At 42.5% G+C, this 25,284-nt stretch carries 24 protein-coding genes; 11 read left to right on the top strand and 13 right to left on the bottom strand.

Annotated features, from left to right (window positions below):
* Positions 1-225 precede the first annotated feature (225 nt).
* From BMX56_RS13485 to BMX56_RS29870, 8 genes are all read left to right on the top strand, one after another.
* Positions 226-1,086, top strand: coding sequence for a sigma-70 family RNA polymerase sigma factor (locus tag BMX56_RS13485; protein ID WP_090466905.1), 861 nt, complete (start codon positions 226-228; stop codon positions 1,084-1,086).
* A gap of 206 nt (positions 1,087-1,292) precedes the next feature.
* Positions 1,293-1,595, top strand: coding sequence for a hypothetical protein (locus BMX56_RS13480; RefSeq protein ID WP_090648408.1), 303 nt, complete (start codon positions 1,293-1,295; stop codon positions 1,593-1,595).
* 2 nt (positions 1,596-1,597) lie between these two features.
* Positions 1,598-2,263, top strand: a complete 666-nt coding sequence (locus BMX56_RS13475; RefSeq protein ID WP_177183804.1) for an ATP-binding cassette domain-containing protein — start codon at positions 1,598-1,600, stop codon at positions 2,261-2,263.
* 57 nt (positions 2,264-2,320) lie between these two features.
* Positions 2,321-3,301 (top strand): aspartyl protease family protein, encoded by a 981-nt coding sequence (locus tag BMX56_RS13470; protein WP_090648399.1) that lies wholly within the window; start codon positions 2,321-2,323, stop codon positions 3,299-3,301.
* A gap of 1 nt (position 3,302) precedes the next feature.
* Positions 3,303-4,748: an early set domain-containing protein gene (locus BMX56_RS13465; protein WP_090648395.1), complete on the top strand. Its 1,446-nt coding sequence runs from the start codon at positions 3,303-3,305 to the stop codon at positions 4,746-4,748.
* A 209-nt stretch (positions 4,749-4,957) separates the two neighbouring features.
* The gene (locus tag BMX56_RS13460) at positions 4,958-5,749 is read left to right on the top strand and encodes a PhzF family phenazine biosynthesis protein (protein ID WP_090648390.1); all 792 of its coding nucleotides are present in this window, start codon (positions 4,958-4,960) and stop codon (positions 5,747-5,749) included.
* A 357-nt stretch (positions 5,750-6,106) separates the two neighbouring features.
* Positions 6,107-9,691, top strand: a complete 3,585-nt coding sequence (locus BMX56_RS13455) for a T9SS type A sorting domain-containing protein (protein WP_143065440.1) — start codon at positions 6,107-6,109, stop codon at positions 9,689-9,691.
* Between the two features lie 26 nt (positions 9,692-9,717).
* On the top strand, positions 9,718-9,930 hold the full coding sequence (locus tag BMX56_RS29870; protein WP_177183803.1) for a hypothetical protein: 213 nt from the start codon (positions 9,718-9,720) through the stop codon (positions 9,928-9,930).
* A 53-nt stretch (positions 9,931-9,983) separates the two neighbouring features.
* Here the strand turns inward: BMX56_RS29870 and BMX56_RS13450 are convergent, their stop codons facing one another.
* The 6 genes from BMX56_RS13450 to BMX56_RS13425 form a co-directional block, all read right to left on the bottom strand.
* The gene (locus BMX56_RS13450) at positions 9,984-10,643 is read right to left on the bottom strand and encodes a DUF4136 domain-containing protein (RefSeq protein WP_090648379.1); all 660 of its coding nucleotides are present in this window, start codon (positions 10,641-10,643) and stop codon (positions 9,984-9,986) included.
* A 64-nt stretch (positions 10,644-10,707) separates the two neighbouring features.
* Positions 10,708-11,286 carry a Maf family protein gene (locus BMX56_RS13445; RefSeq protein WP_090648375.1) on the bottom strand — a complete coding sequence of 193 codons (579 nt, stop codon included), beginning with the start codon at positions 11,284-11,286 and terminating at the stop codon, positions 10,708-10,710.
* Positions 11,287-11,435: 149 nt separating this feature from the next.
* The gene (locus tag BMX56_RS13440; RefSeq protein WP_090648371.1) at positions 11,436-11,957 is read right to left on the bottom strand and encodes a KdsC family phosphatase; all 522 of its coding nucleotides are present in this window, start codon (positions 11,955-11,957) and stop codon (positions 11,436-11,438) included.
* 118 nt (positions 11,958-12,075) lie between these two features.
* Positions 12,076-12,318: a Fe-S cluster assembly protein IscX gene (gene iscX / locus BMX56_RS13435; RefSeq protein WP_090648366.1), complete on the bottom strand. Its 243-nt coding sequence runs from the start codon at positions 12,316-12,318 to the stop codon at positions 12,076-12,078.
* Between the two features lie 127 nt (positions 12,319-12,445).
* Positions 12,446-12,778, bottom strand: coding sequence for a 2Fe-2S iron-sulfur cluster-binding protein (locus tag BMX56_RS13430; protein WP_090648362.1), 333 nt, complete (start codon positions 12,776-12,778; stop codon positions 12,446-12,448).
* 19 nt (positions 12,779-12,797) lie between these two features.
* Positions 12,798-13,580 carry a Rossmann-like and DUF2520 domain-containing protein gene (locus tag BMX56_RS13425; RefSeq protein ID WP_090648358.1) on the bottom strand — a complete coding sequence of 261 codons (783 nt, stop codon included), beginning with the start codon at positions 13,578-13,580 and terminating at the stop codon, positions 12,798-12,800.
* Positions 13,581-13,662: 82 nt separating this feature from the next.
* Here BMX56_RS13425 and BMX56_RS13420 point away from each other — a divergent pair, with 82 nt between their 5' ends.
* Complete coding sequence (locus BMX56_RS13420; RefSeq protein ID WP_090648354.1) at positions 13,663-14,589, top strand: alpha/beta fold hydrolase; 927 nt, start codon at positions 13,663-13,665, stop codon at positions 14,587-14,589.
* A 115-nt stretch (positions 14,590-14,704) separates the two neighbouring features.
* On the opposite strand, the gene BMX56_RS13415 is transcribed toward BMX56_RS13420, so the two are convergent.
* Entirely contained in the window at positions 14,705-16,231 is a 1,527-nt protein-coding gene (locus BMX56_RS13415; protein ID WP_090648350.1) for a family 43 glycosylhydrolase, read from the bottom strand.
* Positions 16,232-16,580: 349 nt separating this feature from the next.
* On the opposite strand from BMX56_RS13415, the gene BMX56_RS13410 reads away from it, so the two are divergent.
* Both BMX56_RS13410 and BMX56_RS29865 read left to right on the top strand, forming a co-directional pair.
* A complete protein-coding gene (locus BMX56_RS13410) occupies positions 16,581-17,300 on the top strand; it encodes a hypothetical protein (protein WP_090648346.1) in 720 nt (239 codons plus the stop codon).
* Positions 17,301-17,321: 21 nt separating this feature from the next.
* The gene (locus BMX56_RS29865; protein WP_143065438.1) at positions 17,322-18,101 is read left to right on the top strand and encodes a hypothetical protein; all 780 of its coding nucleotides are present in this window, start codon (positions 17,322-17,324) and stop codon (positions 18,099-18,101) included.
* On the opposite strand, the gene BMX56_RS13400 is transcribed toward BMX56_RS29865, so the two are convergent.
* From BMX56_RS13400 to BMX56_RS13375, 6 genes are all read right to left on the bottom strand, one after another.
* Positions 18,046-18,759: a phytanoyl-CoA dioxygenase family protein gene (locus BMX56_RS13400; RefSeq protein WP_090648337.1), complete on the bottom strand. Its 714-nt coding sequence runs from the start codon at positions 18,757-18,759 to the stop codon at positions 18,046-18,048. The genes BMX56_RS29865 and BMX56_RS13400 overlap by 56 nt on opposite strands.
* A gap of 12 nt (positions 18,760-18,771) precedes the next feature.
* On the bottom strand, positions 18,772-21,234 hold the full coding sequence (ccsA, locus tag BMX56_RS13395) for a cytochrome c biogenesis protein CcsA (protein ID WP_090648331.1): 2,463 nt from the start codon (positions 21,232-21,234) through the stop codon (positions 18,772-18,774).
* 10 nt (positions 21,235-21,244) lie between these two features.
* Positions 21,245-21,655, bottom strand: a complete 411-nt coding sequence (locus tag BMX56_RS13390) for a cytochrome c maturation protein CcmE domain-containing protein (protein ID WP_090648327.1) — start codon at positions 21,653-21,655, stop codon at positions 21,245-21,247.
* Between the two features lie 278 nt (positions 21,656-21,933).
* The gene (locus tag BMX56_RS13385) at positions 21,934-22,446 is read right to left on the bottom strand and encodes a hypothetical protein (protein ID WP_090648322.1); all 513 of its coding nucleotides are present in this window, start codon (positions 22,444-22,446) and stop codon (positions 21,934-21,936) included.
* A gap of 61 nt (positions 22,447-22,507) precedes the next feature.
* Complete coding sequence (locus tag BMX56_RS13380; RefSeq protein ID WP_090648313.1) at positions 22,508-23,530, bottom strand: LacI family DNA-binding transcriptional regulator; 1,023 nt, start codon at positions 23,528-23,530, stop codon at positions 22,508-22,510.
* A 293-nt stretch (positions 23,531-23,823) separates the two neighbouring features.
* Positions 23,824-25,167, bottom strand: coding sequence for a deoxyguanosinetriphosphate triphosphohydrolase (locus BMX56_RS13375; protein ID WP_218152424.1), 1,344 nt, complete (start codon positions 25,165-25,167; stop codon positions 23,824-23,826).
* Positions 25,168-25,284: the final 117 nt, after the last annotated feature.

The raw sequence follows: 25,284 nt of genomic DNA, 5'->3' as shown, positions 1-25,284 counted from the left end.
AACACCACAAAAACCATACCGCTTGCCCCTTTCCGGTATTTTTATGCAAAAATTGCATAATCCGTCGATACTAAAATTTTAATATTCTGATAATCAACATTTTAAAAAAAATACCTATAGCTTATTTTTTTTGAAAATACACTGTACAATTGTAATCTTTTACAACAATTTTATAACTTTGGTCGTTCTGTAGTAAATAAAAAGTACAGAGAGGTTTATAAATAGATGAGACAACTCAAAATAACGCAATCCATAACCAATCGCGAGTCGCAATCGCTTGACAAGTATCTGCACGAGATTGGTAAAGTTGATCTGATAACAGCCGAAGAAGAAGTAATATTAGCCCAAAAAATCCGTGAGGGCGACCAGGCGGCATTGGAGCGTTTAACCAAAACCAACCTGCGCTTTGTTGTATCTGTTGCCAAGCAATACCAAAACCAAGGCCTTACACTGGGCGATTTAATTAACGAAGGCAACCTTGGTTTAATTAAAGCTGCCAAACGTTTTGATGAAACCAAGGGTTTCAAATTCATCTCTTACGCCGTATGGTGGATCCGTCAATCCATTTTGCAAGCCATTGCCGAGCAATCGCGCATTGTACGTTTGCCATTAAACCAGGTAGGCTCGTTAAGTAAAATAAGTAAAGCATTCTCCAAACTGGAGCAGGAGTACGAGCGTGAGCCATCGCCCGAAGAACTTGCCGATATTTTGGAAACCACCGTTGATAAAATTTCCGACACCTTAAGCAATTCGGGCCGCCATGTATCTATGGATGCCCCGTTTGTACAGGGCGAAGAGAATACCTTATTAGATGTACTTGAAAACCAGGAACCCAATACCGATTCGATCCTGATCAACGAGTCGTTGTCCGAAGAGATCAAACGTTCCCTTTCAACGCTTACAGAACGTGAGCGCGAAATCATTGTGCTGTTCTTTGGTTTGGGTACCAATCACCCGCTTTCGTTAGAGGAAATTGGCGAAAAATTTAACCTAACCCGCGAACGTGTTCGCCAGATAAAGGATAAAGCCCTGCAGCGTTTGCGCCATACTTCAAGGAGCAAAATTTTGAAATCGTACTTGGGTTAATTGCACAGAGTCAAAAGATAAGAATCAAGATATAAAAAGGCCAGGATTGAGCAAATTACTCAAATCCTGGCTTTTTTTTAAGAGAGACGGACCAAATGCCCCCCTCCGCAATCGCACCCCATAATTACAGACCTGTAACATTTTCATCTCCCTAAAATTTAACGCCTAAATTGCCGTTACATAGCTAACCTGTCATAGTTAGCTCAATGATAAAATCAATAAAAATAGGATGGTACTTTTATAAGCCGTTAATGGTATGGTGCATACTGGCTTCGCTGGCTTGTATATACTACCTCATGTCGCACCAATTGAATATACCTTTTGTTGTGCTATGTAAACTGGTTAGTTACGCCGCCATTCTTGGCGTACGGTATCTGAATTTTAATGCCGTGCAAACCTATTTCTATTTTCGCAATGCCGGCTACAACATCAACTTGCTCTACTTATCAGTATTCGCCTGCGATTTTACGGCTTTCATTATCCTTTTATTCCTTTCAACCATCCGTTAAATTTGGAGCCACTCATCTTAAAAACCGATAGCGTACAACTGGAGTTCGGCGGACGCAAAATACTACAAGATGTTTACCTGGAGTGCAAACAAGGCGAAGTAGTGGGCATCCTGGGCCGTAACGGGTGCGGTAAGTCGTCTCTATTGAGGATCATATTCGGCACCCTCACTCCTGCATACAAACACCTAAGCATTAGCGGCGAGTACATTAAAAAGGGCTACAAAAATATGCGCGTGGCCTACCTGCCCCAGCATAACTACCTGCCCAAAGGCATTAAAATAAAAAAGCTGGCGGCAGCCATTATCGACGAGCGCTTTTGGGTCGATTTTTCCACTCATCCCATCTATGAAAAATACGCCGAAAAAACCATAGCCGACTTATCGGGCGGAGAACTGCGGCAACTGGAAACATTAATGGTTATTTACAGCAAGGCCGACTTTATTTTGCTTGATGAGCCTTTCACCCACATATCGCCCATACAGGACGAGGCTTTTAAGGAAATTATCAGGAAATGCGCTAAAATAAAAGGCATCATAGTAACCGATCATCAATATTACAATATCCTGGATGTAAGCGATAGGACCATCCTGATTACCGATGGCTACACAAGGCCAATCCGCAATAAGGATGAATTGGTTACTTATGGTTATGTGAGCCATATTAATTAAACACCACCCCATGTAACATATAAGCAACCGGCGCTGTCTATTACCTAAACAACCACGATGCCCCGGCCTTACGTATATTTGATAGTTTTGTTATTTGTTGCTTGCTGGCAAAAAGGCGGGTGCAGCACAAATACCGCTATCAATGGCATCAGCTTCAAAAACGCCAAACGCGGACCAGACCCTGACCCATCGGGCGATTTTAATACACTTATAGTACCCATAAAACGGGCTGGCAACCTCATCCTGGTAGAAGCCCAGATAGACTCTGTCGCGGGTAATTTTGTGCTGGATACCGGCGCGCCTTACCTTGTTTTAAACGCTACCTATTTCAGGTACATGCCCGTTATAGCCGACCAGGAATCGGCGGGTTTAAATGGCAACGCGCCTGGCGCTTTTACGACCGAAGTGCGGAATTTCAGCATACTCGACTTGCATTACCCCCGCCTTACAGCCGATGTAACCGATCTTTCGGCTATTGAAAATGGCAGGAACGTTAAAATACTCGGTCTATTGGGCACTCGGCTGTTTAAAAAGTTTGCCATTACTGTTGATTTGTTCAGGAATACCTTGTACATCCACAAACTGAATGACGACGGTGAAATACCTGTAAATGAAAAAGTATTTCACGAACCGTGGATGTTTACCTCGTTTAATAACACCAACGATGTAATATTTATAAAAGGTGTTGCCAATAACACACCATTGTGGTTTGCATTTGATACCGGCGCCGAAACAAACCTGATGGATTATGACAGGGTGCGCAAGATGCTGCCCGGCATGCAGGTGCTTAACCGCACAAAAACTACCGGCATTGGCGGCTCATCATTCGAGGTAATTTATGCAAGGTTTGATACCCTAACGGTTGGCGGCCGGCGGTTTGTGAAAAACCGCGTGCTGTTAACCAATCTTGATAAAATGGGCAAAGCCTACGGGCACACTGTTGATGGGATACTCGGTTTTGATTTTTTTATCCGGGGTATCTTTAGCATCAACTTTGTGAAAAAAGAATTTGAAATGTACATTTACACTAACCAGTAGTATGAAAAAGTGCAGATCGGTTTTAATTATTTTTTTGTTGTTTACCTGCTTCTCTATTGCGGCAAGGGCGCAAACGCGCAATTCCCTTGTGTTAGGTAAAGATCATTTGATTATGCTGCTCGATTTGCGTTCGTCAAAAACACAACTGGATAGTATTTTAAAAATTGCCGGTATAAAAAAGCCAAATGGCGCTGCCATTTTAAAGGGCGATTTCTCGTCATTGGCCAAAGACGGCTGGAACATTGGCAGACGCGATAAAAACATGGTTAGGTTTGACAGATCGCTTACCGATTTAAACCTGAACCCACAAAACCCACCATACCAGATAACCACCAACCTCGACGGTAATATTGATGCTCCTGCAGGTTTACCGGGCTACCCTGCCGATGAACTATACGGTGTAAACAAGTTTATACAGGTTACCGTATTTGAATTACCATCGGGTTTCACCCGCTTTTATTTGCCCGGCTATTTAAACGCAAAACGCGTTTTATTATCTGGTAATTTTAACAACTGGAGTACCCTAAAGGGCGTAATGACAAAAACGGATAGCGGCTGGGTAAGTGATGTAAAACTGGCGCCGGGTTGGTATGAATACAAATACATTATAAACGGCCGCTGGCAACGCGACAAAAGCAACCTGCGTCAACGCCCGGATGGTTTTAATGATGTAAACTCGGTTTACTACCGCGTTAACAACACCTTCAGACTTAATGGCTTTACAAGTGCTCATAACGTTAGCGTAGCGGGTAGTTTTAATAACTGGAATACCGATAATATCCCGCTGCAAAAAAAGAACGGTGGCTGGGAAACCAAACTTTACCTGCGCGATGGCACTCATACCTATCGCTTTTGGGTTGATGGCCAATGGTACGCCGACCCTGCAAACCCGGTGAAAGTGAAAGATAACGAAGGGCACATTAATTCGGTGTTAAACCAGGGCGAGGCGGTTAGCTTTAAACTTGATGGGTATAAAGAAGCTAAAGCCGTTTATATTGCCGGAAGCTTTAATAACTGGAAACCCAATGAAATAAGCCTCCGGAAAACGGCTACCGGCTGGGCCATACCTTTAATGATTCCGGCGGGTAACTACGGCTACAAATTTATTGTTGACGGAAACTGGATAACTGACCCTAAAAACCGCCTTTACGCTATTGAGGGCGGCGTAAACAATTCCTTTATTGCCGTTAAACCTAATTATACGTTCTGGCTCAAGGGGCACGCCAACGCCAGAAGCGTGCACCTGGCAGGTAATTTTAACGATTGGGATCCTTCAGGATTCACCATGGCCCATAATGCCGACGAGTGGGTAATAAGCCTGTACCTTAAACCCGGTAAGTACCGGTACAAGTTTTTGATTGACGGCAACTGGATTCTTGATCCCGCCAATAAATTATACGAGCAAAACGAATACAATACAGGAAATTCTGTTTTATGGGTGGAGTGAGGAAAAGAGTTAACAATCAAGAATCAGGAGTCAAGACTTAAGAAAAAAGTATAGTTGGACCTTGCGAACTATACGAGTACAAAAAGGCTATGCTTCGTAAGTTTATTAGCAGTACTTTTTCTTGATTCTTAACTCTTGACTCTGATTCTTACGCCTTGATTCTTATTCTTGAATTCTCATCACTATATTAGCTTACCAGAACGTTTGTTATGACTATTCCTATATACCAGGCTGATGCCTTTACTGATAAATTATTTGGCGGCAACCCGGCAGCTATTTGCCCGCTTGCCGAATGGCTGCCCGATGCTACCATGCAAAAGATAGCAATTGAAAACAACTTGGCCGAAACCGCTTTTTTTGTAAAAACCGTCGGTGGCTACAAGCTGCGTTGGTTTACCCCCGAATATGAGATTGACCTTTGCGGCCATGCCACCCTGGCAGCCGCTCATATATTATTTACCGAGCTGGGCTTCGGGGGCGACGAAATACACTTTGAGACCATAAAAGCGGGTACTTTACATATTAAACGCGATGGCGACAAGTATACTATGGATTTTCCGTCGAGGCCACCCATCCCCATAGAACCGCCGTACGGATTGGCCGAAGCTTTAAGTGAAAAACAGCCGCTGGCCTTTTTCCGCTCAAGGGATTACTTTCTTGTTTATGAAAACGAACAGGATATTAAAGACATTACGCCCGATTTTTTTGCCCTGTCTAAAATGGATACTGTGGGCGTGATAGTTACAGCGCCCGGCGATAACAGCGATTTTGTATCGCGCTTTTTCGCCCCCGGTGCAGGTATTGCCGAGGATCCGGTTACCGGATCGGCACATTGCAACCTGATCCCTTACTGGGCAAAAAAATTAGGTAAAAACAAATTGCACGCCTACCAGATCTCGACCCGCCGCGGCGAACTTTGGTGCGAACTTAAAGGCGACCGCGTGTTAATGAGCGGTAATGCGGTTACTTATTTAAGAGGCGAAATTTCCATTTACCATTAAATTTAAGGCAGACATAAGGATACCGCTTCCATTTTCTATATTTTTCAATCTGTTTTATCCTTGATTTGGAAACCAAACTCATTAATTTTCAACAATTTCAATAATTAACTTATAGATTAATTTAGTAACCAAGGCGATTTTCCTTTCTTATAGGATACTATTTCCAATGTCACTTTTTGCACAAGGAAACATTCTTTTCCTTAGATGAAAACACCATCAACCTCACGGCAACTTTTTTTGGGAACATTTTAAAAAAATGACCTTTTTTTATCGATTTTTTATTTAAATAGTGCAATTATTGAATTTTTTGATAGTTTTATGCGATTAAATTCCCCTAACGTCCTTTAATTAAATTATTTGAAAACACGCATACTTTTAGGAGTTTCACTATTGTTTTTGGTACTATTTAGTAAACCGGCAACAGCTGCCTCATACTATTGGACAGGTAGCGGCGGAAACACCAGCTGGAACAATTCTGGCAATTGGTACAATCTCACAACTCTTGGTCTCACTTCAGGTTCACCTTCCACAAGTGACGATGCCTATATCGGTGTTTCCATATTAGGTATTAACGTTTTCTCCGGCTCCCAGCAACCTAATGTTAATACTGCAATTACCTGCGCCAATTTATATTTATCAAACAGTGCTACCGTAACGCTAACGATAAATAATAATTTAACCGTGTCTGGTTCTATTAACATCAACGGGCCAGTTACAATTACGGGCTCTGCCACTTTAAAAGGTGCTACTTTTAATGTTGGGTTTACAGGCACACTTACCGATAACGTAAACGTAACCATCACGGGTGCGTCTACTATAACTAACAGCTATGCCTCAATAATAAATATAGGCTCGGGCTATACCCTTACCATGACAGGGGGCTTAACGGTTGGTTCTTTTAGCACTACAACGCTCACCCTTTCGGGTTCGGGTACTGCATCTATCAGCGGATCTACTACTTTTAGTCAATTTGCAACATTAACCAACAGCGCAATTTTGAAATTTAATTCAAGCGCAACGGTCACGTTTAATAACAGTTGCTCGTTTACCAATTCGGGCACCGTAACAGCGGCAAGTACTACCTTTACACTGCAAGGCACAAATAACTTTATCAATAATTCCGGTTCCTTTACCAGTACCGGCGGCAGTATCAACTTCACATCGGGCGGTACCGGCGGATATTTCAAAAACACAAATGTTTTTACTATATCCTCCTCATGCACTCTTACGTTCGGTAATAGCTCCGAATACTTACAAAACTCCGGTTCGGGGGTATTCACGGCAAGCAGCAGCACAATAAACTTGTCCGGAGCAAGCGCGTATACTGATAATTCGGCAACTTTTAAAGCAACTGCCTGTACGTTTAATTTTAACAACGGTAATTATATCAAAAACTCGGGTACATTCACCACACAAACCGGGTGTGTATTCAATGTATCAACAAGCAGCGCATATATTCTTAACACAGCCAATTATTATGATCACGGATCTACTTACAACCTGTCGGGATATGGTTCCAGTTTTCAAAACACCGGTTCAAGCGCTGTAGTAGTTGCCAGGGGGGCAACTTTCAACGGAACCACCAATACCATGTCGATGACAAATAGTGGCACCTTTACGGCCGATTCCACGTCATATATCAACCTGGGCACTTACCAATCCGGACTTACCAATACCGGTGTTTTCAATGCCGGCACCTCGGGCTCTTCGTGTACAATTACATTAAGCGCGCAGGCTTGTTTTATTACCAACACCGGCAGTTCATCACAATCTGCCTATTTCAACCTTGGTTCAACTTCCATCATCGATCTTTCGTCAGGTTATCAGCCTGTTGTAACCAATACCAACAATGCTTATTCGTTTTTCACCTTAATGTCTGATGCTTTAGGCTCCGCCGCCTTTGATCAGATATCATCTACCGGCTACAACTCAGGTACCGTGGCAATTGCAGGCACCTATAACATTCAACGTTTTGTAAGCGGCGGAAACCTTTCGACCAACCGGGGGTACAGAATTTTTTCTTCGCCTACCAATATTACAAACGCTTACTCTACCAGCACTACTTATACAAATTACATCACTTTAAATACGTTAAAAAACAGTTATACCGTATATAGCAGTTTAACAGCCAATACAAGCTATCCCGGCGCATTTACAGCAGGTCCGTCGGGAGGAACAGGGTTTAGCTATATTAATCCCAATGGCAACTCCATTATTTATTTTTATGACGAAACAAAGGCTGTAAGTAATACCAGTTTCAGTTCGGGCAAACACGTGGGGGTTACGTCTATCGGCGCCAGCACAGTTACCTTAAACGGTGTGGGGGCGGTAAGCATGCCAGTGGGCAATGGCTATCTACTTTATTATGTTGGCCCCAATAGCCGTACCGATGGCACTACAGGCAACCCATTGGATTGTTATATTACCAATGTAGGATATGTAAACCAGGGCGATGTTACCGTAGCACTATGGTATACCCCCAAAAACGGCTCATCAAATTCAACTACGGGTAAACTATCCTATTCGCTAACTACGCTCACTGGCGGTGCCGGTTATAACATGGTTGGCAATCCTTACCCTAGCACTATCAATATAGCCACCGTGCTGGGCCATAACTCAAACATAAGTACTGCTTATTTGCTAAATAAAACCAATAGCCCCGGCCAGGCTTATTATGCCTACACAGCCAACGGCACATCGGCGCCCGGTATTGGTTACGCCTTAAGCGGCGAGGGTTTCCTGGTACGTACAACAAGCGGGGGCAACTCGTTAACATTTAAAGAAACTGATAAAGTTGCCACCCAACAGCTTACGGGCAGCAACCTTCTTATGTCGGCACCAAAAGCACAAACATTAACAATGGATGGCACCGGTAAATCTTTTAAAAGTGCCGGCATGACATCTTCGCTCCAAACTACTTCTACTAAAGAATTAGATGCGCAGGGCAACCCACTTACCGGTTTATATGTAAAAATTGAAAAAGATAGCCTGGCATATGATTACTGCGGCGTGTATTTTAGAAACGACTGGCAAGATAAATTTGACGAAAATTTAGATGCCTTAGACCTTGATGTAAGCAGTTCAAGTGTATTATTGTCAAGCCTGTCATCCGATGGAATGCATACCGCTGTAAAGCACTTCCCCGATTATAAAAAAGGCATTAATATTAAACTTTATGCCAATGGTAAAACAGATGGCTTATATAATTTAAAAATTGAAGGAATCCGTAACATTGATACCAATAATTACAAAATAACCCTGCTTGACCACTTTAAAAAAGATTCATTAGACATTGGGCGTTATAAATCTTACGCTTTCAATATCTTAAAAAGTGACACCAACTCTTTTGGCGCCAATCGGTTTGAACTAACTATCCGGCAATTGCCGGCTGCCAGGTATCAATTGGCAAGTTTTACGGCCCAAAAGGCGACAGATGGAGTGCTGGTTACCTGGCGTGCTTACAACGAGGGAGATAATTATTTTTATACACTCGAAAAACAACAGGCAAATGGCACCGATTATACCTCTTTATATCAAATACAAAGCAATGGTGGCACAATTTATAAGTACACCGATAAAACACCAAATACAGGCAATAATATTTACCGCCTAAAACAGGTAGATCTGTTTGGCAACATCACATACTCGGGCCTTGTTAGTATTTACTACGATAAAAGCGGCGGTGCCAATATGTTTAGCGTTTATCCCAACCCTATAGCCGAAACGTTGAACGTTAATGTTACCAGCGGAAAATCGGATGCTACGTCTCCTGGCTATAAGTTAAATATCTATGATGCAACAGGTTCATTAGTAATGCAAAAAACAGCTGATAGCAACGCCTTTAGCCAAAACGTTTCGCAATTTAAACCTGGCATTTATATAGTTGAATTAAAGGATAATGGCGGCAGTTCATTGGGGAAAGCAAAATTTATAAAAAAATAATATAATTAAAACAGATGAAGATTTGTGTGTACAGATTAAACGCTAAAGTGTTAACCGCACTATTCTTATTATGGATGATGCCCTTTGTTAGCAATGCCCAGGGCGATTTACCATGTAATGACGCTGACCCATTTGATACGGCCTGCCCGTTGGATACCTGGGTAATTATGCTGGTTGCAGCAGCCGGGCTATTTACCGTTATCCATTTGCACCGTAAACAAAAATCCCTCCGGGCCTGATGGGTCCGAAGGGATCTTTAAATTTATTGCTTGCAGGGGAAATAAATTTTGTGTTAAGCTTTTTTAGTATCTAAAACAACCGGTGTATGGCCTGTGTAATTAAGGTTAAGTTGTTGTAATATCCCGTTAACCACCTTTGGTAATTCTTTCAATGTTGTTTTTGGGTTGTGTAATTCGCCAACACCAAAACCACGCCATACCAGCTGCCTGGTGTTGCGGTCAATAATATCAATAATCAGGGTCCCCTCTTTGTAAGGCACACGGGCTACAACGCCGCCGCCACCATAGTAAGGATATCCCCAGCCATAGCCGAAGCCACCGTACCCATAAAACGGACGGTATCCCCAACCAAAACCACCCCAACCCCATCCAGAGTAAAGCGTACCATAATAAGCGGGGTAAAATTCATTTTTTACGCCCCTACCTGTTACGGTTGAATAACTTACCAATAAATCCGGATCAGTTTCCTGTAATTTTAGCCCTTTGGCTGTTAATGACTCGATGGTAGCTTCTTTAACCTTCTCGTCGGCAATTTCCTTTTTCACTACGCCACCTGCCTTGTTTGGCTGCGCATCTGGCGGCAACCAGGCAAAGGTGCGATAAGATGTAAGATTAGTTTTGTTTTTTGCTGCGGTGTAATAATTGTAACTGCTGCAAGCAGACAAGGCAGATACCAGCAACAGTACCAGCCCTGTATTAATAATTGTTTTCATGACAAAATGCTCCCTTATATATTTACCGTTAGACAATGCAGAAACGAAAGGTTTAATTTAAATATTATTTATTTAAATCAGCTAACTGGGCATACAGTTTCTCGGTAGGTAAACCAACCACATTGGTGTAAGATCCGCTTAGTTTTTCGATGCCGATAAGGCCTATCCGTTCCTGGATACCATATGAACCGGCCTTATCCAATGGGTTATATCGGGTAACATAACTACTTATCTCATCCAAAGTAAGCTTACGAAAAAACACTTCGGATACATCAAAAAAAACATTGTATTGGTGCTTATACAGCAGGCAAACCCCGGTAATCACCTGGTGCACTTTGCCTGATAACATTTGCAGCATCTCCACAGCATGTGCCGGAGTTTCGGGCTTGCCTAATATCAATCCATCAACACAAACAATGGTATCGGCAGTAAGTACCACCTCATCCCGCACGGTTTGGTCAAAAGCTTCGGCTTTTTTACGGGCTATGTAAACGGCTACCTCCGGCGGTGTTAAACCTTCTGGGTACGATTCATCCACATCCTTCAATACCACCTCAAACTCCATATCCATCAAACGTAAAAGCTCCTGCCTGCGCGGCGATTTGGATGCAAGAATGATTTTTGGAATGGGGTTGTTGTTCATGATTAATGGTTCATAGTTGATGGTTCATAGTAAAATTACCACTTAAGGATTAAAGCTGCCATGAACCATCAACCATGATCCATGAACTAAAAATTCAAGACAGTTTGAAACAGCCATGAACCATAAACTATGATCCATGAACTAAAAACCTACCAGCTATACGCCTCTTCGCTCATCCACCGGTCTTGTACTTTAAGCACTTTTTCAATAATATCACGGGCACAGCCTTTGCCGCCACCGTATGGCGAAACGTAGGCGCTTAAAGCTTTTATCTCTTCAACAGCATCAGCAGGGCAAACAGGCAGGCCAGCAAGCTTCATTACTTCCAGGTCGGGAATATCATCGCCCATGTACAGTACATTGGTAGCAATAATGGCTTTTTCTTCCAGGTAAATTTTAAACCGCTGCGATTTGGTATGCGTGCCCATATAAACATCATTGATACCCAGGCTATTTAAACGGTAAATAGCGCTTTTTGAACGGCTGCCCGATATGGCGCAAACATTATATCCACATTTTACGGCAAGCTGTAAAGCATAACCGTCTTTAATATTAAAGGCACGGCTTTGCTCGCCGCTATCCGTCACAAAAACAGATCCATCGGTAAGCACACCATCCACATCAAAAATAAACGTGGTTATATCTTTTAATTTATTCAGGAACGATTCCATCTATTATGATTACACTGATTTTAGGTGATTACACCGATTAGATTGATTGTTGAATTGTAAACTGATTACTGATAAAAACATATAACCACTCACCACTCTTTACTCACAACTCACCACTCTATTGATTATCCCGCCATTCATATACCCAGGCCGATTGAATTTGCTCCAGGTGACCTTCGTTTGATTCTTCGCGTTTACCGGCAAAGTTAGGCAGGCTTAAAACCCACTCCAGCAACTCAGTAAAGCGGATGCGGTATATTTTTGATTCGCCAAAATCATCGCCAAATTTTTCGTAAAGCTCCATGGCAATATCTTCGTAATCGTTCCAGTGAATGGGTAAGGCAAATTTATTATCGCTCATCTTTTATAGGTTGTACGTAATACGTTTTACGTGATACGTTTTTTATTTGGTTTAATAATTATCTGCATGGCTTCTTCACGTACAACGTAAAACGTCCCACGTAAAGCTTCACAAACTTTAAAGGTCATCAATGCCCCATAAATGCCGATTGATCCGGTATGGTAACTTCTATATCACCATCAATGATCACACACTGACAGCCCAGGCGCGATGTTATACGCGGGTTTACAGCCCTGTCGATAAAATCTTCTTCCTTATCTGATATTTCCTGGATGTTATCCATCCCTTTGTTTACGTAAACATGGCAGGTGCTGCATCCGCAAACGCCGCCACAATTGTGCTGTAGTTCAATGCCGTTCTCCAGGCATACGTCCAAAACAGATTCTCCCTCGGCTATTGGCAGCTCAACGGTGTCGTGCCCTTTTTCCTCGAAATTTATCTTTACTTTAAAAATGTTCATTTAGGCAAAAGTAACAAAATTACTTATCCTCATGCCCACCATTGTTGTTTTTGATAATACCCTGACTTAATAATGTATACATTGCCTGCAAATGCGGCTGCCCCTCAAGCATTTGAAGGTGGGCGGCCATGGTGGTTTGATCGTTACGTACCGCGGGGCCGGTTTGTACAGGTGCCGGGAGTTGCTGTTGTACCTTTTGGGCTGTTTCTAATATCAAGGGTCTCAGCAAATTAAAGTCCATTTCATGGCCTGCAAGCAGTTGTTGGGCCACACCGTATAAATAATTAGGAAAATTACAGGCAAATACAGCTGCCAGGTGCAATATTTTGCGTCCGGCCGAGTTAATGCTATAAATACTATTACTAACGGTGGCTGCAAGTTCCTTAATATCAGCATATATGCTATCATTTGCGGCTTCGATACACAAGGGCACAGTTAAAAAATTAACTTCGCGGATTTTGCTAAATGTTTGCAGGGGATAAAGCACCCCTGCCTTATTAGTGTATTTTAATAAAACATCAAGGCTGGTTGAGCCTGATGTATGTACAATTAATTTTTGATGTACGGCTAATGCTTCGGCAATTTTGGCAATAGCATCATCCTTTATCGAAATAATAAAAATATCAGTTTCGGAACTGATCTCAGTAAGCTGGTTTATGGCTGCAGCCCCAACATGGTAAGCCAACAGGGCCGCATTGTGCATGTTAGGACTGTAAACCTGCACTATACGATGCCCGGCATTTTTAAATGCCGCAGCCATGTGGGTTGCTACGTTGCCCGATCCGATAAATGTTAAGCGCATATAAATTTTACATTTAATGTAAAAATCGGTTAACTACCGATTAAATATTTGTGTATTTTAGTAATCATCATCCTAATACCTCATGAAAATACTCAAAGCAAGCATAATAATTATAATATTTCTGGTCGGTGCGGCTACTTTAATACTATATGGTTTTTATAAATATAATAATAAAGAGAAAAAAATATTAACCGATGCCGACCGTAAAAACATTGCCGGCAGTTTTATCAAATTAAGCCAGGGCGTTACCCATTATGAATTAAAAGGTCCCGAAAATGGCGAAGTTATTGTGCTTGTACACGGCTTTAGCGTACCATATTATATATGGGACGGAACTTATGAATATCTTATTAATAAAGGCTATAAAGTATTACGATATGATACCTATGGCCGGGGCTATTCTGACAGGCCCGACGTTACTTACAATAAAGAACTATATACCAATCAACTGCTGGAACTGATAAGCCAGCTAAAGTTACAGGCCGGCAAAGTAAACCTTGCAGGCGTATCATTCGGCGGCAAAATTGTAACCGACTTTACCTGCCAGCATCCTGATATAGTGAACAAAGTTATACTTATTGACCCGGTATACGAACAGCAGAGGCCAAAAGCGCCTAAATATTTAGCCATGTATAACGAAGCTGTAAACTCCGACGAGCGGGCGGCCGGGCAGGTTACCGATTTTAAATATCCTAAACAGCACCCCGGGTGGAAAAAATTATACCTGCCGCAAATGCAGTACAAAGGTTTCCGGAATGCGCTGATTTCAACGCTTTATGATTATGAAAACCAAGGCCGCCAAAGTTACGTTTGCCTTAATGGCGCCAATAAACCGGTTTTACTTATATGGGGCAAAGACGATAAAACCGTACCTTTCGGCTACAGCGACACCATACGCAACATTTTGAAAGTGAGCTTTTTCCCGGTTACCGATGCCGCGCATTTGCCTTTTTTAGAAAAACCCGATTTGGTAAACCCAAAAATTGTTTCGTTTTTAAAACAGGGATAGTGATTGTTAATTGGTTTGGCGTTGCAAAGCCCGCGATAGAGTGAGTTTAACATTAAAAAACCGGCTTCAATATCGAAAACCGGTCTTTTAATATCATATGATTGAAGTATAACCGTTAAGGCACTATGCTCCACAACTCGGCATCGTACTGATTTTCGTACCATTGCTCCAGTTTGGTACCAGGGGTCGTGTTGCTGTTGGGCACATTTAACGCCAATAAGCTGCGGCGGCTGATTATCTTGAAATAGCCGCTGCCCATATCCTGAACCCGCCATTCCTGCGCATTGCCGCCCACATCGTTCCATTCAATCAAAATATTACCCGCGCTTAACGAGTTGCCGGCATCATCCAAACACAAATTACTTGCAGCCGATTTGATTTTATAATAACCATTACCTAAACTGGTAAACACCCATTTTTGCGCTATGTTGCCGTTATCTGTCCACTCCTGTAACTGTGTGCCGGGTGTAGTCGAGCCGCCCGGCACGTCCAGGCATTGCCCGGTAACTTTTGATTTAATGCGATAGGTGCCATTGGCTATGGGCATGCTATAGCTGGTACCAATAGCGGGCGCAGGAATTGGGATACCTTTTTCAATAGGGTACCCAAAAAAGGGTACATCGCCATCCCAGGCAAATTGCTGGGTCATAATCCTTCTGTCCCAGCCCGAGCCATCGGCATTAGCGGCATGGTACACAATCCACCACTGGATATTATCGGGCGATTTTACAAACGACGCGTGCCCCGGACCAAATACATTGCCAAATTTGGCTAATGCCGGGGTTGACTGCTTTGTCCACGATGCTTTTGACATTAAGTTGCCGTTGGTACAGGTAAGGCGGCCAAGGCAATAATCGTTAGTCCAGCTGCCGCTTGCCGAATAGATAACGCTGACCGTTGTGCCGCTCACCAGTGTTTCGGGGCCTTCGTTCACGGTTGGCGTGCCCACCTTTTCCCAGGCATAATCGGGCCGCGAGATCTCGATCCTTTGGCTGTTGATGGTATAAGGATTGCTCATGGTAGCTATATACAGGTATTGCGACACATTGGTGGTACCCTCCCAGCCCGACCATATAAAATAAGTTACCCCGTTATACACAAACGGAGAGCCGTCAATTGCCCAATTATCGGTAGTGGCAGCCAGTTTGGCTTTGTAGTTGTACCCACCGTTCAGGGGATCATTGGCATCGGCGCCCCCCTCCAGCACATGCATGCGGTGGTTGTTATTATTACCATCATCGGCGGCAAAGTATACATACCAGCGCCCACCCAGGAAATGCAGCTCGGGTGCCCATAAATCGCTCGAATAGCTGGTACCCGCCGGTGGTGTAAAAATATACGTTTTGGTTTGCTGCAGTATGCTTTGCAGTGCCGATGATTTGGCTATCCAAAGCCGGCCGCCGTCCGATCCGCAGTAATAGTAATAGCTGCCAACGCGTATCACCCATGGATCATAATAGCTGCCGTTATCGATGGAGGGCAGCGCATTGGTAAAAATGGCCGACAAACTGTTGGTTTTGGATTTCGACGATTGACTTGAATCGGCAGCCGCTGCTCTTTTTAAGTTGGCTTTTGTTTTTTGGCAACTGTTAAATAATAACATCGACGCGATGGCCGATAGGATCAGAAACTTGTTTTTCATATTATAGGTTATTGGTTAGCATTCATGCAATACAGCTTCGCATCATAACGTCAGGCACCCAAACCGTCGTTTTACCGGCACACCAAACCATCCCGCCCTCATTTTATAAAGAAGCGAAAACGACCGGTATCCGTATTGTAGAACAAATTCGGGTTAACTCAATAAGATGTTAAGCAATAGTTATTGTTTATAAATTGGTGTTTATAAGCGCGCTTGATGGTTTGCTTAATAAGCAAGCAAATAACTTTATTTACAGGGAAACTATTGAATATCAACGTATCAATAGTTAGTTAAATCGTATCATTTTTACTAACTCTAAAAAGTTTCCGCTTTTAACTAACTTGAGCCAATGAAACCTAAATTACTACTGTGCCTTTTTGTATTGCTGAGTTTTAGTTGTTATGCAAACACTCCTCCTTTAAAAAAAGATACCAGCTATACTATTGCACAAGCAAGAAGAATGGCTAAAAAACGCATAACGATAACCAGGGAAACGATTAAAGGTTATCGGCCGGGCTTTGATAATTGCATTTTTACCAACCAGTATACTGTAGCTAACAGGCTAAAGAAATACCCGTACTCGGCGGCAATTAAAATAATGTTGGTATCATATTACGGTGGCGGACAACCAAATCAGGATATTAAAATCGATTCGCCTTTCACTGCTCCTATACCAACAACTCACAAGCAGGACAAGCATTACTTAGGCTTAGTTATCAAGAATAAAAAATTGGATTACTCGACACTGATAGAAACAAAAGTTTTAAACCGTAAACAGGTTGAAGAACTTACCAATATCGTTTTCAACTATGACTTTGCCGGTATGAAAAACTACACAGTTACTGGTTTTGCAGCGTGTTTTGATCCAAGAAATTCGATTTTATTTTTTGATAAAAACGGGAAAATATTTGACCATCTTGACATTTGTTTCCACTGTAACAATTATGAATCCACTTCAAAAAATTTAAGTATAGGGGCAAACTGTGCTCAAAAATTCGATATGCTTGCCCGGTTTTTTATTAAAGCAGGAGTAAGATATGGAGCGGATAACAAAGTACCATTAGATTAATCGCAACAAAACCTAATCGTCATGAAATTGAAGTTGATAGTGCTGCTGTCGATCCTTACTACCTTACACTGTTCCGCGGCTAACAACATGTTGGGCATCGATACCACCAAACATAGCGCAACCTCATTAAAAAAACCGGCGTATCCATTACCGCCAAAATCGCCCGAAGAAGCCAGGCGGATGTTTAAACCCTGGTATAGCGACTGCACATTCACAAACCGATATAGTGTAAAAAAACGATTGCAAAAATACCCCTTCTCAAAAGCGGCCAAGATATTAGCTATTTCTTATCATTCATTAGAGGTACCATCGCCCCAAAAAAATGACAGTTTAGCACCTGGCTTCATGTCGCCAAAAAATATATTGCTGCGTGGTGGCTTTAAAATCAGGGCGGATACGCTTGACCTGTCAACTATATTGGAATGCAAAACCCTGAGCAATCCACAAATCAGCGAACTAACTAACATCATTTTCAATACAAACTTCAAGCACACCGGCAATAACATAACCGGAGGGGCATCGTGTTATGAACCACGCAACGCGTTTGTATTTATTAATAAAAAGGGTGGAATTTATGATTACCTTGAAATTTGCTTTGCCTGCCAACACTATTCCTCAAAGTCGGACAAATTAGATGTAGGTGCCGAGTGTACTCAAAAATATGAACTCCTAAGAAGATACTTTAAAAGCTTGAACATCAGATTTGGCATTAAAAAAGGCATGACGTGGAACGACGATCAATCCTTTAAACTGAAAGCCGCTCCGCCCAGTTCAATCCACCATCCAGCTCAGCGCGGCTAAACTCGATATGTACTACTCGTCTTCTTTTATTATTGATCGTACGGTTTGACGCATGGAGTAGTAAGGGTCGCATAATCATTACGCCGCCGGCATTTACATTGCAGGTGGTTTCAGTTTCCAGGTCCCAGTTGATGGTTTCGGGGCGATACAGGCCTTTTTGATGCGATCCGGGCACGACCTTTAGCGCACCGTTTTCGCCGTTGGTATCGTCGAGATGAATGCGGATGGTGAAGTTATTTTGCAGAATAGTTAAGGGCGGCTGTACGCCAAACTGGTTTTGTTTTACCGTCCAGGGGCCGTAGCCCGGAGGATCGGTCCTCTTATCAACCACAATGATTAAATCCTGGTGCCAGGCTACAAACCAGTTGCTTAGTTCGGGTTTATCAAAGTAAATGGATTTCGTAACAAAGTACCCATCGCCAAACAACACCCGGATGAGTTCCTTTAGCTCTGGGTTAAAAATTAAAGGAACCACCTGCGGCAGTTCCTTTAAAAATTGCCTGATGGCAAACAGATCGTCGGTTTTACGGAAGGCGGGGTTTGATTGGTCGACCGCTTCAATCGCAGTTATAATGCTGTTAACCTCTGCCCGGGTGTAAATATCATTTACAATGGCAAAACCATCGTTTAAAATATTGTCCTGTTGTGTTATTACCACAGCCGGCCGGGTTTAAACCGTTTTTAATTCGCTTTTACGGCGCAATATCGACATAAAGAAACCAATCACCATAATGATAGTACCCGCCCAAAAGAAATTGATAAAAGGGAACTGAATGGCCTTCATTACCACGAATTTCTTTTTGCTTTCGGGCTGCTGATAAACCACAATCTCTACAGTTTTATGCTCGGGTATTACCTTGCTGAAACGCAGTTTTAAACCGGCGTCATCAACCTTGCGGGCGAAATCAAATACGTTGCCATTCTTGATCATGTAAACCGGGGTAGCGCTGTATTTATTACCGTTGGATACAATTTCAAGGTGCGCGCCAATAGCTACATCACTATCGCTAAGCGGGATGTTTTGAACTTTAGCCTCCTTGTTTAAACCAGTTAATACAATATATCCATCGCGGTACCTGATGGTGTCGCCGGTTTTTACTTCGTGGCTTACCGGAGCATCGTAATTTTTATCGTCGTTATCGGCATCGTGGGCAGCCTCAGCGCTTTCGGTACCTGCTTCGGTAGGTGTTATAGCGTTAGTTAGGGTAATATGTGTGTAGATATCGCTAAACAGGTAATGGCGTGTATCCGGCGAAGCCGACATGGTGCCCTTGCTTACCTGTACCTTAGGTTTCAATGTAAACTCCTCGGTAATTTTACCGCTGGCATCCATCTTTTTGTAGTTGATTTTAAACCAGTGGTTTGGAGATGATATCGAGTCGCCGATGTAGGTAACGGTATAATCGCCCAGTTTTGTTGGCTGGTTTCGGTAAACGGTTACGTTTTCGCGCGGGTTTTCTTCTTTAGCAAATTCGGCGTTATAAGCCTCGCCTGTGTTGTTTATAGATATTACTTTGCTGGTACCGGCCGAAATAAGCGCACCTATCATCAGCAAACCAAAACCAATATGCGCCACTGCCGAACCGGCCAGTTTAAACTTGCCCTTAAAAGCATAGGCCAAAACTTTGCCGTTAACCAATACCGAATAAACCGAGCCCCACATAGCCAGCACAAACACAAAATTGAGTTTGTACACACCCGATGTATAAGCAATAAGCGCCGTAAGCGCGGCAGCAATAAGCAGGTATGAAGCGGTTATTACAAAGAATTTGGTAACATCTGTTTTTTTGTATTTTAAAAACTGGCTGAAGCCGGTTACTAAAACGATAACAAATACAAACGACGACTGGATAACATTGTAATGCTTAATAATATCAGATGGCGGCGCCATTTTGGTATGGAAAATGGCATTCCAAACCGGCACCGAAGTAACCACCAGCAAATGGAAGCATGAGAGGCCCATGAATACGGCGCCTACAAACATCCAAAATTCGCGGCTGTAAGTATCTTCGTCTTTTTTTGTGATAGGAAGCTCTTTCCAGCGGGATACCAGTAACCATATAGTTATCCCCAGGAATATAAAAATACTGATTACCAATTGCCAAAACATCCCCAGGTCGGTAAAGGAGTGTACTGATGTATCGCCCAGGATACCACTCCTGTTCAGAAATGATGAGTACCAGGTAAGCACATTGCTTAACAGCACCAAAAAAGTTGCTGTAAAATACGAATGGCCGGTGTTTTTAAAGACGATTAATACGTGCAGGCCTGCTACAAGTACAATCCAGGGGAAGATAGAAGCATTCTCAACCGGATCCCAGGCCCAGAAGCCGCCAAAGTTAAGCGATTCATACGCCCAGAAAGATCCCATAACCACACCGGTGCCCAATATCATACAGGCAAACAGGGCGTAAGGAATTGCAGGGGCTACCCACTCCTTATATTTTTTTTGCCAAAGCCCCGCTACAGCGTAAGCAAATGGCACTACCATTGATGCAAAGCCCAGAAATAAAGTTGGCGGGTGAATAATCATCCAGTAATTTTGAAGCGATGGCACCATGCCCTGCCCGTCTTTAATAAACTCCAGGTAATTGGGGTTGGAGAAGATGGGTGCTTCCATTGATTGCCTTAATAGCAAAAACGGCGAACTGCCTATCCGCTGACCAAAAACTTCGACGCCTAAAACCATAGCTGCCAGTACCACCTGCGACATGGCCACAACCGTCATCACCGGGCGCTCCCATGATTTGGAGCGGAAGATAAGGAAGGTACCTAAAACAGCCTGCCAGAATAACCAAAGCAAGAAGCCTCCCTCCTGTCCGTTCCAAAAGGCCGAAAGGATATAGTAAATAGGCAACGAGCGCGAGGTATAAGCCCAGGCGTAATGATATTCGAAATAATGCTTATAAATGAGTGTAAACAGGCATACGCCTATACCGATGATAGAAGCTAAGTTTACCAGGAAGCCCGCGCGGCCCAGTTTTTGCCAAAGGCTGTTTTGCTTGCCGGCATCGTCGGTAGTGGCAAAATAATAACTGATAAACGATAAAAGCGCGGCACCGAACGAAAGGACGATAAAGAACTGGCCTATCTGGCCCGGTAAAAGGTGTTCACCTTTAAATTGAATATCCATTAAAATGGGTTTATATGCTGGCCGACGTGGCCTTAACTTCTTTGGTTTCTAACTTATCCTGCGTGTATTTGGATGGGCATTTCATCAGGATACTTGATGCGTGGAACTCGCTGCCAACCATTTTACCGGTAAGCACCAATTGCTCGCTGCGCTCAAAATCCTCAGGCTTGGGGCCTTTCAATATTACCTTGCACTCCTCGCCGTTATTGTCCTTCGCGTAAAAAGAAAAGTAGTTGGCATCCTTAGTGGCATCAAAATATAACTCTTTTGCTTTATTAAGGTGGCCAACAATATGCAGCTCGCTGTTGGTTTTTTCAGCATCGCCAAAAGAACCATATGTGCTTGTGTTAGCGTATACACTTATGATAACCGCTATAGCTATAGCTATAACAACAAGACCAAAAATTGAACTTTTTTTCATCTGCGGTTTATAAAATAAAAATCGTTTTGCAAAAATACAAAACCTACAGCTAATAATGTTTATTAAGGGCTGTTTGTGTTATTTAGAATCGTTCTTAAAAAGAATCAAGAGTTAAGAATCAGGAGCCAAGACTTGGGGACGGCTAACCTCCTCCTCCGATGACTGTGTCCTCACGGGCATCTTCCCGATAAGCCATCGGTTTGTCGCACACGGACGTATTGCATAAAGAATTGCGATCTGTGAGGACACAGATCGCGCGATAGAGACAGAATAGCCGCTTACTCTTGTACCAACTTTTTATCTCTTATCACGTAATAACCAAACAAACCCTTGTTTACCGTGAGCACTCCATATGACACGCTATCTACTTCGGCATCTGTTGAGGCTAATATATTGCGTTCAAAGTCACGAAATTTTATGATAGCATAGGGGCTATTGCGCCGGTATTGGTGATGTTTTTCTATAATTATCTCCTTCAGCATCACATTCTTTTTATCGGCAAAGAAGCTATTGACCGATAGGACTATTGTGGTAAAGATGCCAATCAGCGGTATAACCAGGGCGAAGTAGTAGCGGTAGTCTTTGTTAAAAATAAAGGATACCACCAGGCCAAATATCAACCCTCCGCCAAGCGGCAGCTGGTATCCAATAAAGGTATCGCGATATAAACTAAAGCTTTTAAAAAAAGCGTAAATACCAACTCCGTAAAGTAACAGTAACCACCAGCCTTTTATTCGGGAAACACGTTGTTGTCTCTTTCGCTCGGATATTCTTTGTTCACGTTTATTCACGGTACATTTTATTGCTTTACTTCGCTTTGAAGTTGCTTGTACAACGCCTCATGCAAAAAAATCAACTGCTTTTTTTTGACGAATCCCTGATCTTCAAATCGGTTTTCAAAATAATTGATTGCGGTTTAGCGGCCGATGAGCCACCGTTCAGTTTCGCTAACAAAACAGTAATCACGTTATCGGCAATATCCTCAACAGGCTGGGCTATGGCCGTAACCGGCGGTGTATGAAGTTTAAAAACATCATGATCATCAAAAGAGGCCACGGCAATATCGCCAGGCAATTTTAAACCAAATTCCCTCATTACCTTTAAGCCGCAGGTAGCTATGTGGTTATTACCAAAAAGTATGGCATCTACACTGGTGTGTTTTTTTAAAAAATCGCGCAGCGCCTGCATAATCAATTCATCATCCTGGCTAAACACTACCTCCTCAACAATTCCATTAAGTTTACTATTTTTAATGGCTTCATGGTAGCCTTTTACCCGGTCAACCATCTGTGTTTGGGGAGATAAAAAAGTAACAAAAGCAATATTTACAAATCCTTGTTCGGCCAAATGCCGGGTAGCATTATAAGCACTGAAAAGATTATCTATCTCCACATAGTCTGTTTTAACCTTTGGTAAATGCCTGTCAAACAAAACCACGGGCATGCCATCATTTTTAAGCGATTCAATATCTTCTTCAATTCCTTCCGGTGGGGCCATAATGTAACCATCCACATGCCTATCGCGAAACATGCTAATGAGGTCGCGCGTTTTATTGGTATCATTATCGGTACTGCAATAAATAATTTTATATCCGTTTTTGTAGGCCCGGTCTTCAATTAAACGTGCTATACTGGCAAAAAAAGGGTTCGAAATATCTTCTACCATGAGCCCTATGGTATTTGATTTTCCAGTACGTAAACTTTTGGCCAGCGAACTTGGCTTGTACCCTACTTCGGCTACATATTTCATCACCTTTTCAATTACTTCGGCACTTATCCGTTTATCCTGTGCGTGGCCGTTTAAAATAAATGATATGGTAGTTTTTGATACGTTTAAAGCATTTGCGATATCAACAATCGATAATTTTTTTCTCACCCGTTTATATTATTTATTATTTCAAATATAGGGCAATATAATTAATTGTATTTATAACACTAAAAATTTAACCGGTTGGCCTTGGCAATAAATCGATTAACTAACGATTATAATTTGATGAAGTTTCAAACCAGGATAAATCTTGTCCGGGTATTTTTCCGTTTTGGCTATTATCAATTTTGTTATTACGCTGATATTGTAATAATTAGCCGTTATTAAGCCATTTATCTGATTTAATTATTACCAAAATTGGGGTTTAGTACGTTAATATATAGAATATCATTTTCGGGTTTCTAACTCAACGTAGGGAACGAAATCCCCTTGATCTTCCTGAACAACTCCACCGCATACAAATCTGTCATCCCCGAAACAAAATCGAGTACGGTTTGAATTTTGGAGTAATCGTCCTGGTTTTTGGTTAAAAACTGCTTAGGGATAAGCTCTACCAGTTTTTTATGATACTTGGATGTGTTTTGCAGGTACGCCGGGATAAATTCTTCCAGGATGCCGCCCATAACTTTATAACCGGCAACTTCTATCTGCACAACCGACGAGTAATTGTATATCTTTTTTACCGACAAGGTTTCGATGTTTTTCATGATAGTGCGATAGGGTTCATCTATCATATCTATCAGCGATGTATTAAAATCTCCGGCAAGGATAGTTTGTTGCTGATTGTAAAACAGTTTGGAGCATTGCTGTATCAGTGTGTTTATTGAGCGGGCACGCAGGTAACCAACCTTGGCGTCATCATCGTCAATATCATCCAGCCGCGCCTTCATTTTAGGATCATTGCACAGGGGCAGCAACAGGGCTTCAATTTCATCATAAGATAATATCTTGAGGCGATGAGCATCTTCAATGTCGATAATATTATAGCAGATATCGTCGGCTGCCTCTACCAGGTAAACCAGCGGATGGCGCTTGTAAATTGGCGGATTGTCCTGCACTTTGTTTAGTCCCAGTTCGTCGGCTATTTTCTTAAATCCCGCTTGTTCCGATTGGAAGAACCCGTATTTTTTAGTGTGGATATTCGCTTTATTTCCGCCTATAATGGAAGCACAGGGGTATTTGGCAATAGCCGCTATAGTTGCATAAGTAAGCGCAAAACTTCCGTTCCCCTTGCCCGAATAAGAATGGGTAAGTATGCGCAAAGCATTGGCATTACCTTCAAAATTAATCAAATCGGCCCATTGCTCAGCGGGTATACTTTTTTGATAGCCGGCGCCATCACCCTCAATAAAATAATGTGAAATAGCGGCTTCGCCCGAATGGCCGAATGCCGGGTTACCCAGGTCATGCGCAAGGCATGCCGCCGAAATGATGGTGTCGATATCACTCATCAGTGGCAGGCGGGTATCAATCCCGGGGTCTTCTTCCTTAAGCTTGTTATAAAAGATGCGGCCTAATGATTTGCCAACACTGGCTACCTCTAAACTGTGCGTAAGCCTGTTATGCACAAAAATACTCCCCGGCAAAGGGAATACCTGGGTTTTATTTTGCAGCCTCCTGAAGGGCGACGAAAATATTATACGATCATAATCCCGCTGAAACTCCGACCGGGCATCAACCTGGCTTGCAATATATTTATCCTCGTATCCCCAGCGCTTGGCCGATAGTAAAGTTTCCCAATTCATCATAAGCGGCGAATACAAATCTTGTTTAGTATTCACCGGCAATATTATCCTATAAATTCCATAAACAGAAAAGAGATAAACATTTTATGGTAATAAGTAAAGCTGCATACCTGCATA

The organism is Mucilaginibacter sp. OK283, from assembly GCF_900110415.1.
Taxonomy (GTDB): Bacteria; Bacteroidota; Bacteroidia; order Sphingobacteriales; family Sphingobacteriaceae; genus Mucilaginibacter.
This window is presented reverse-complemented; position numbering and strand designations above follow the sequence as displayed.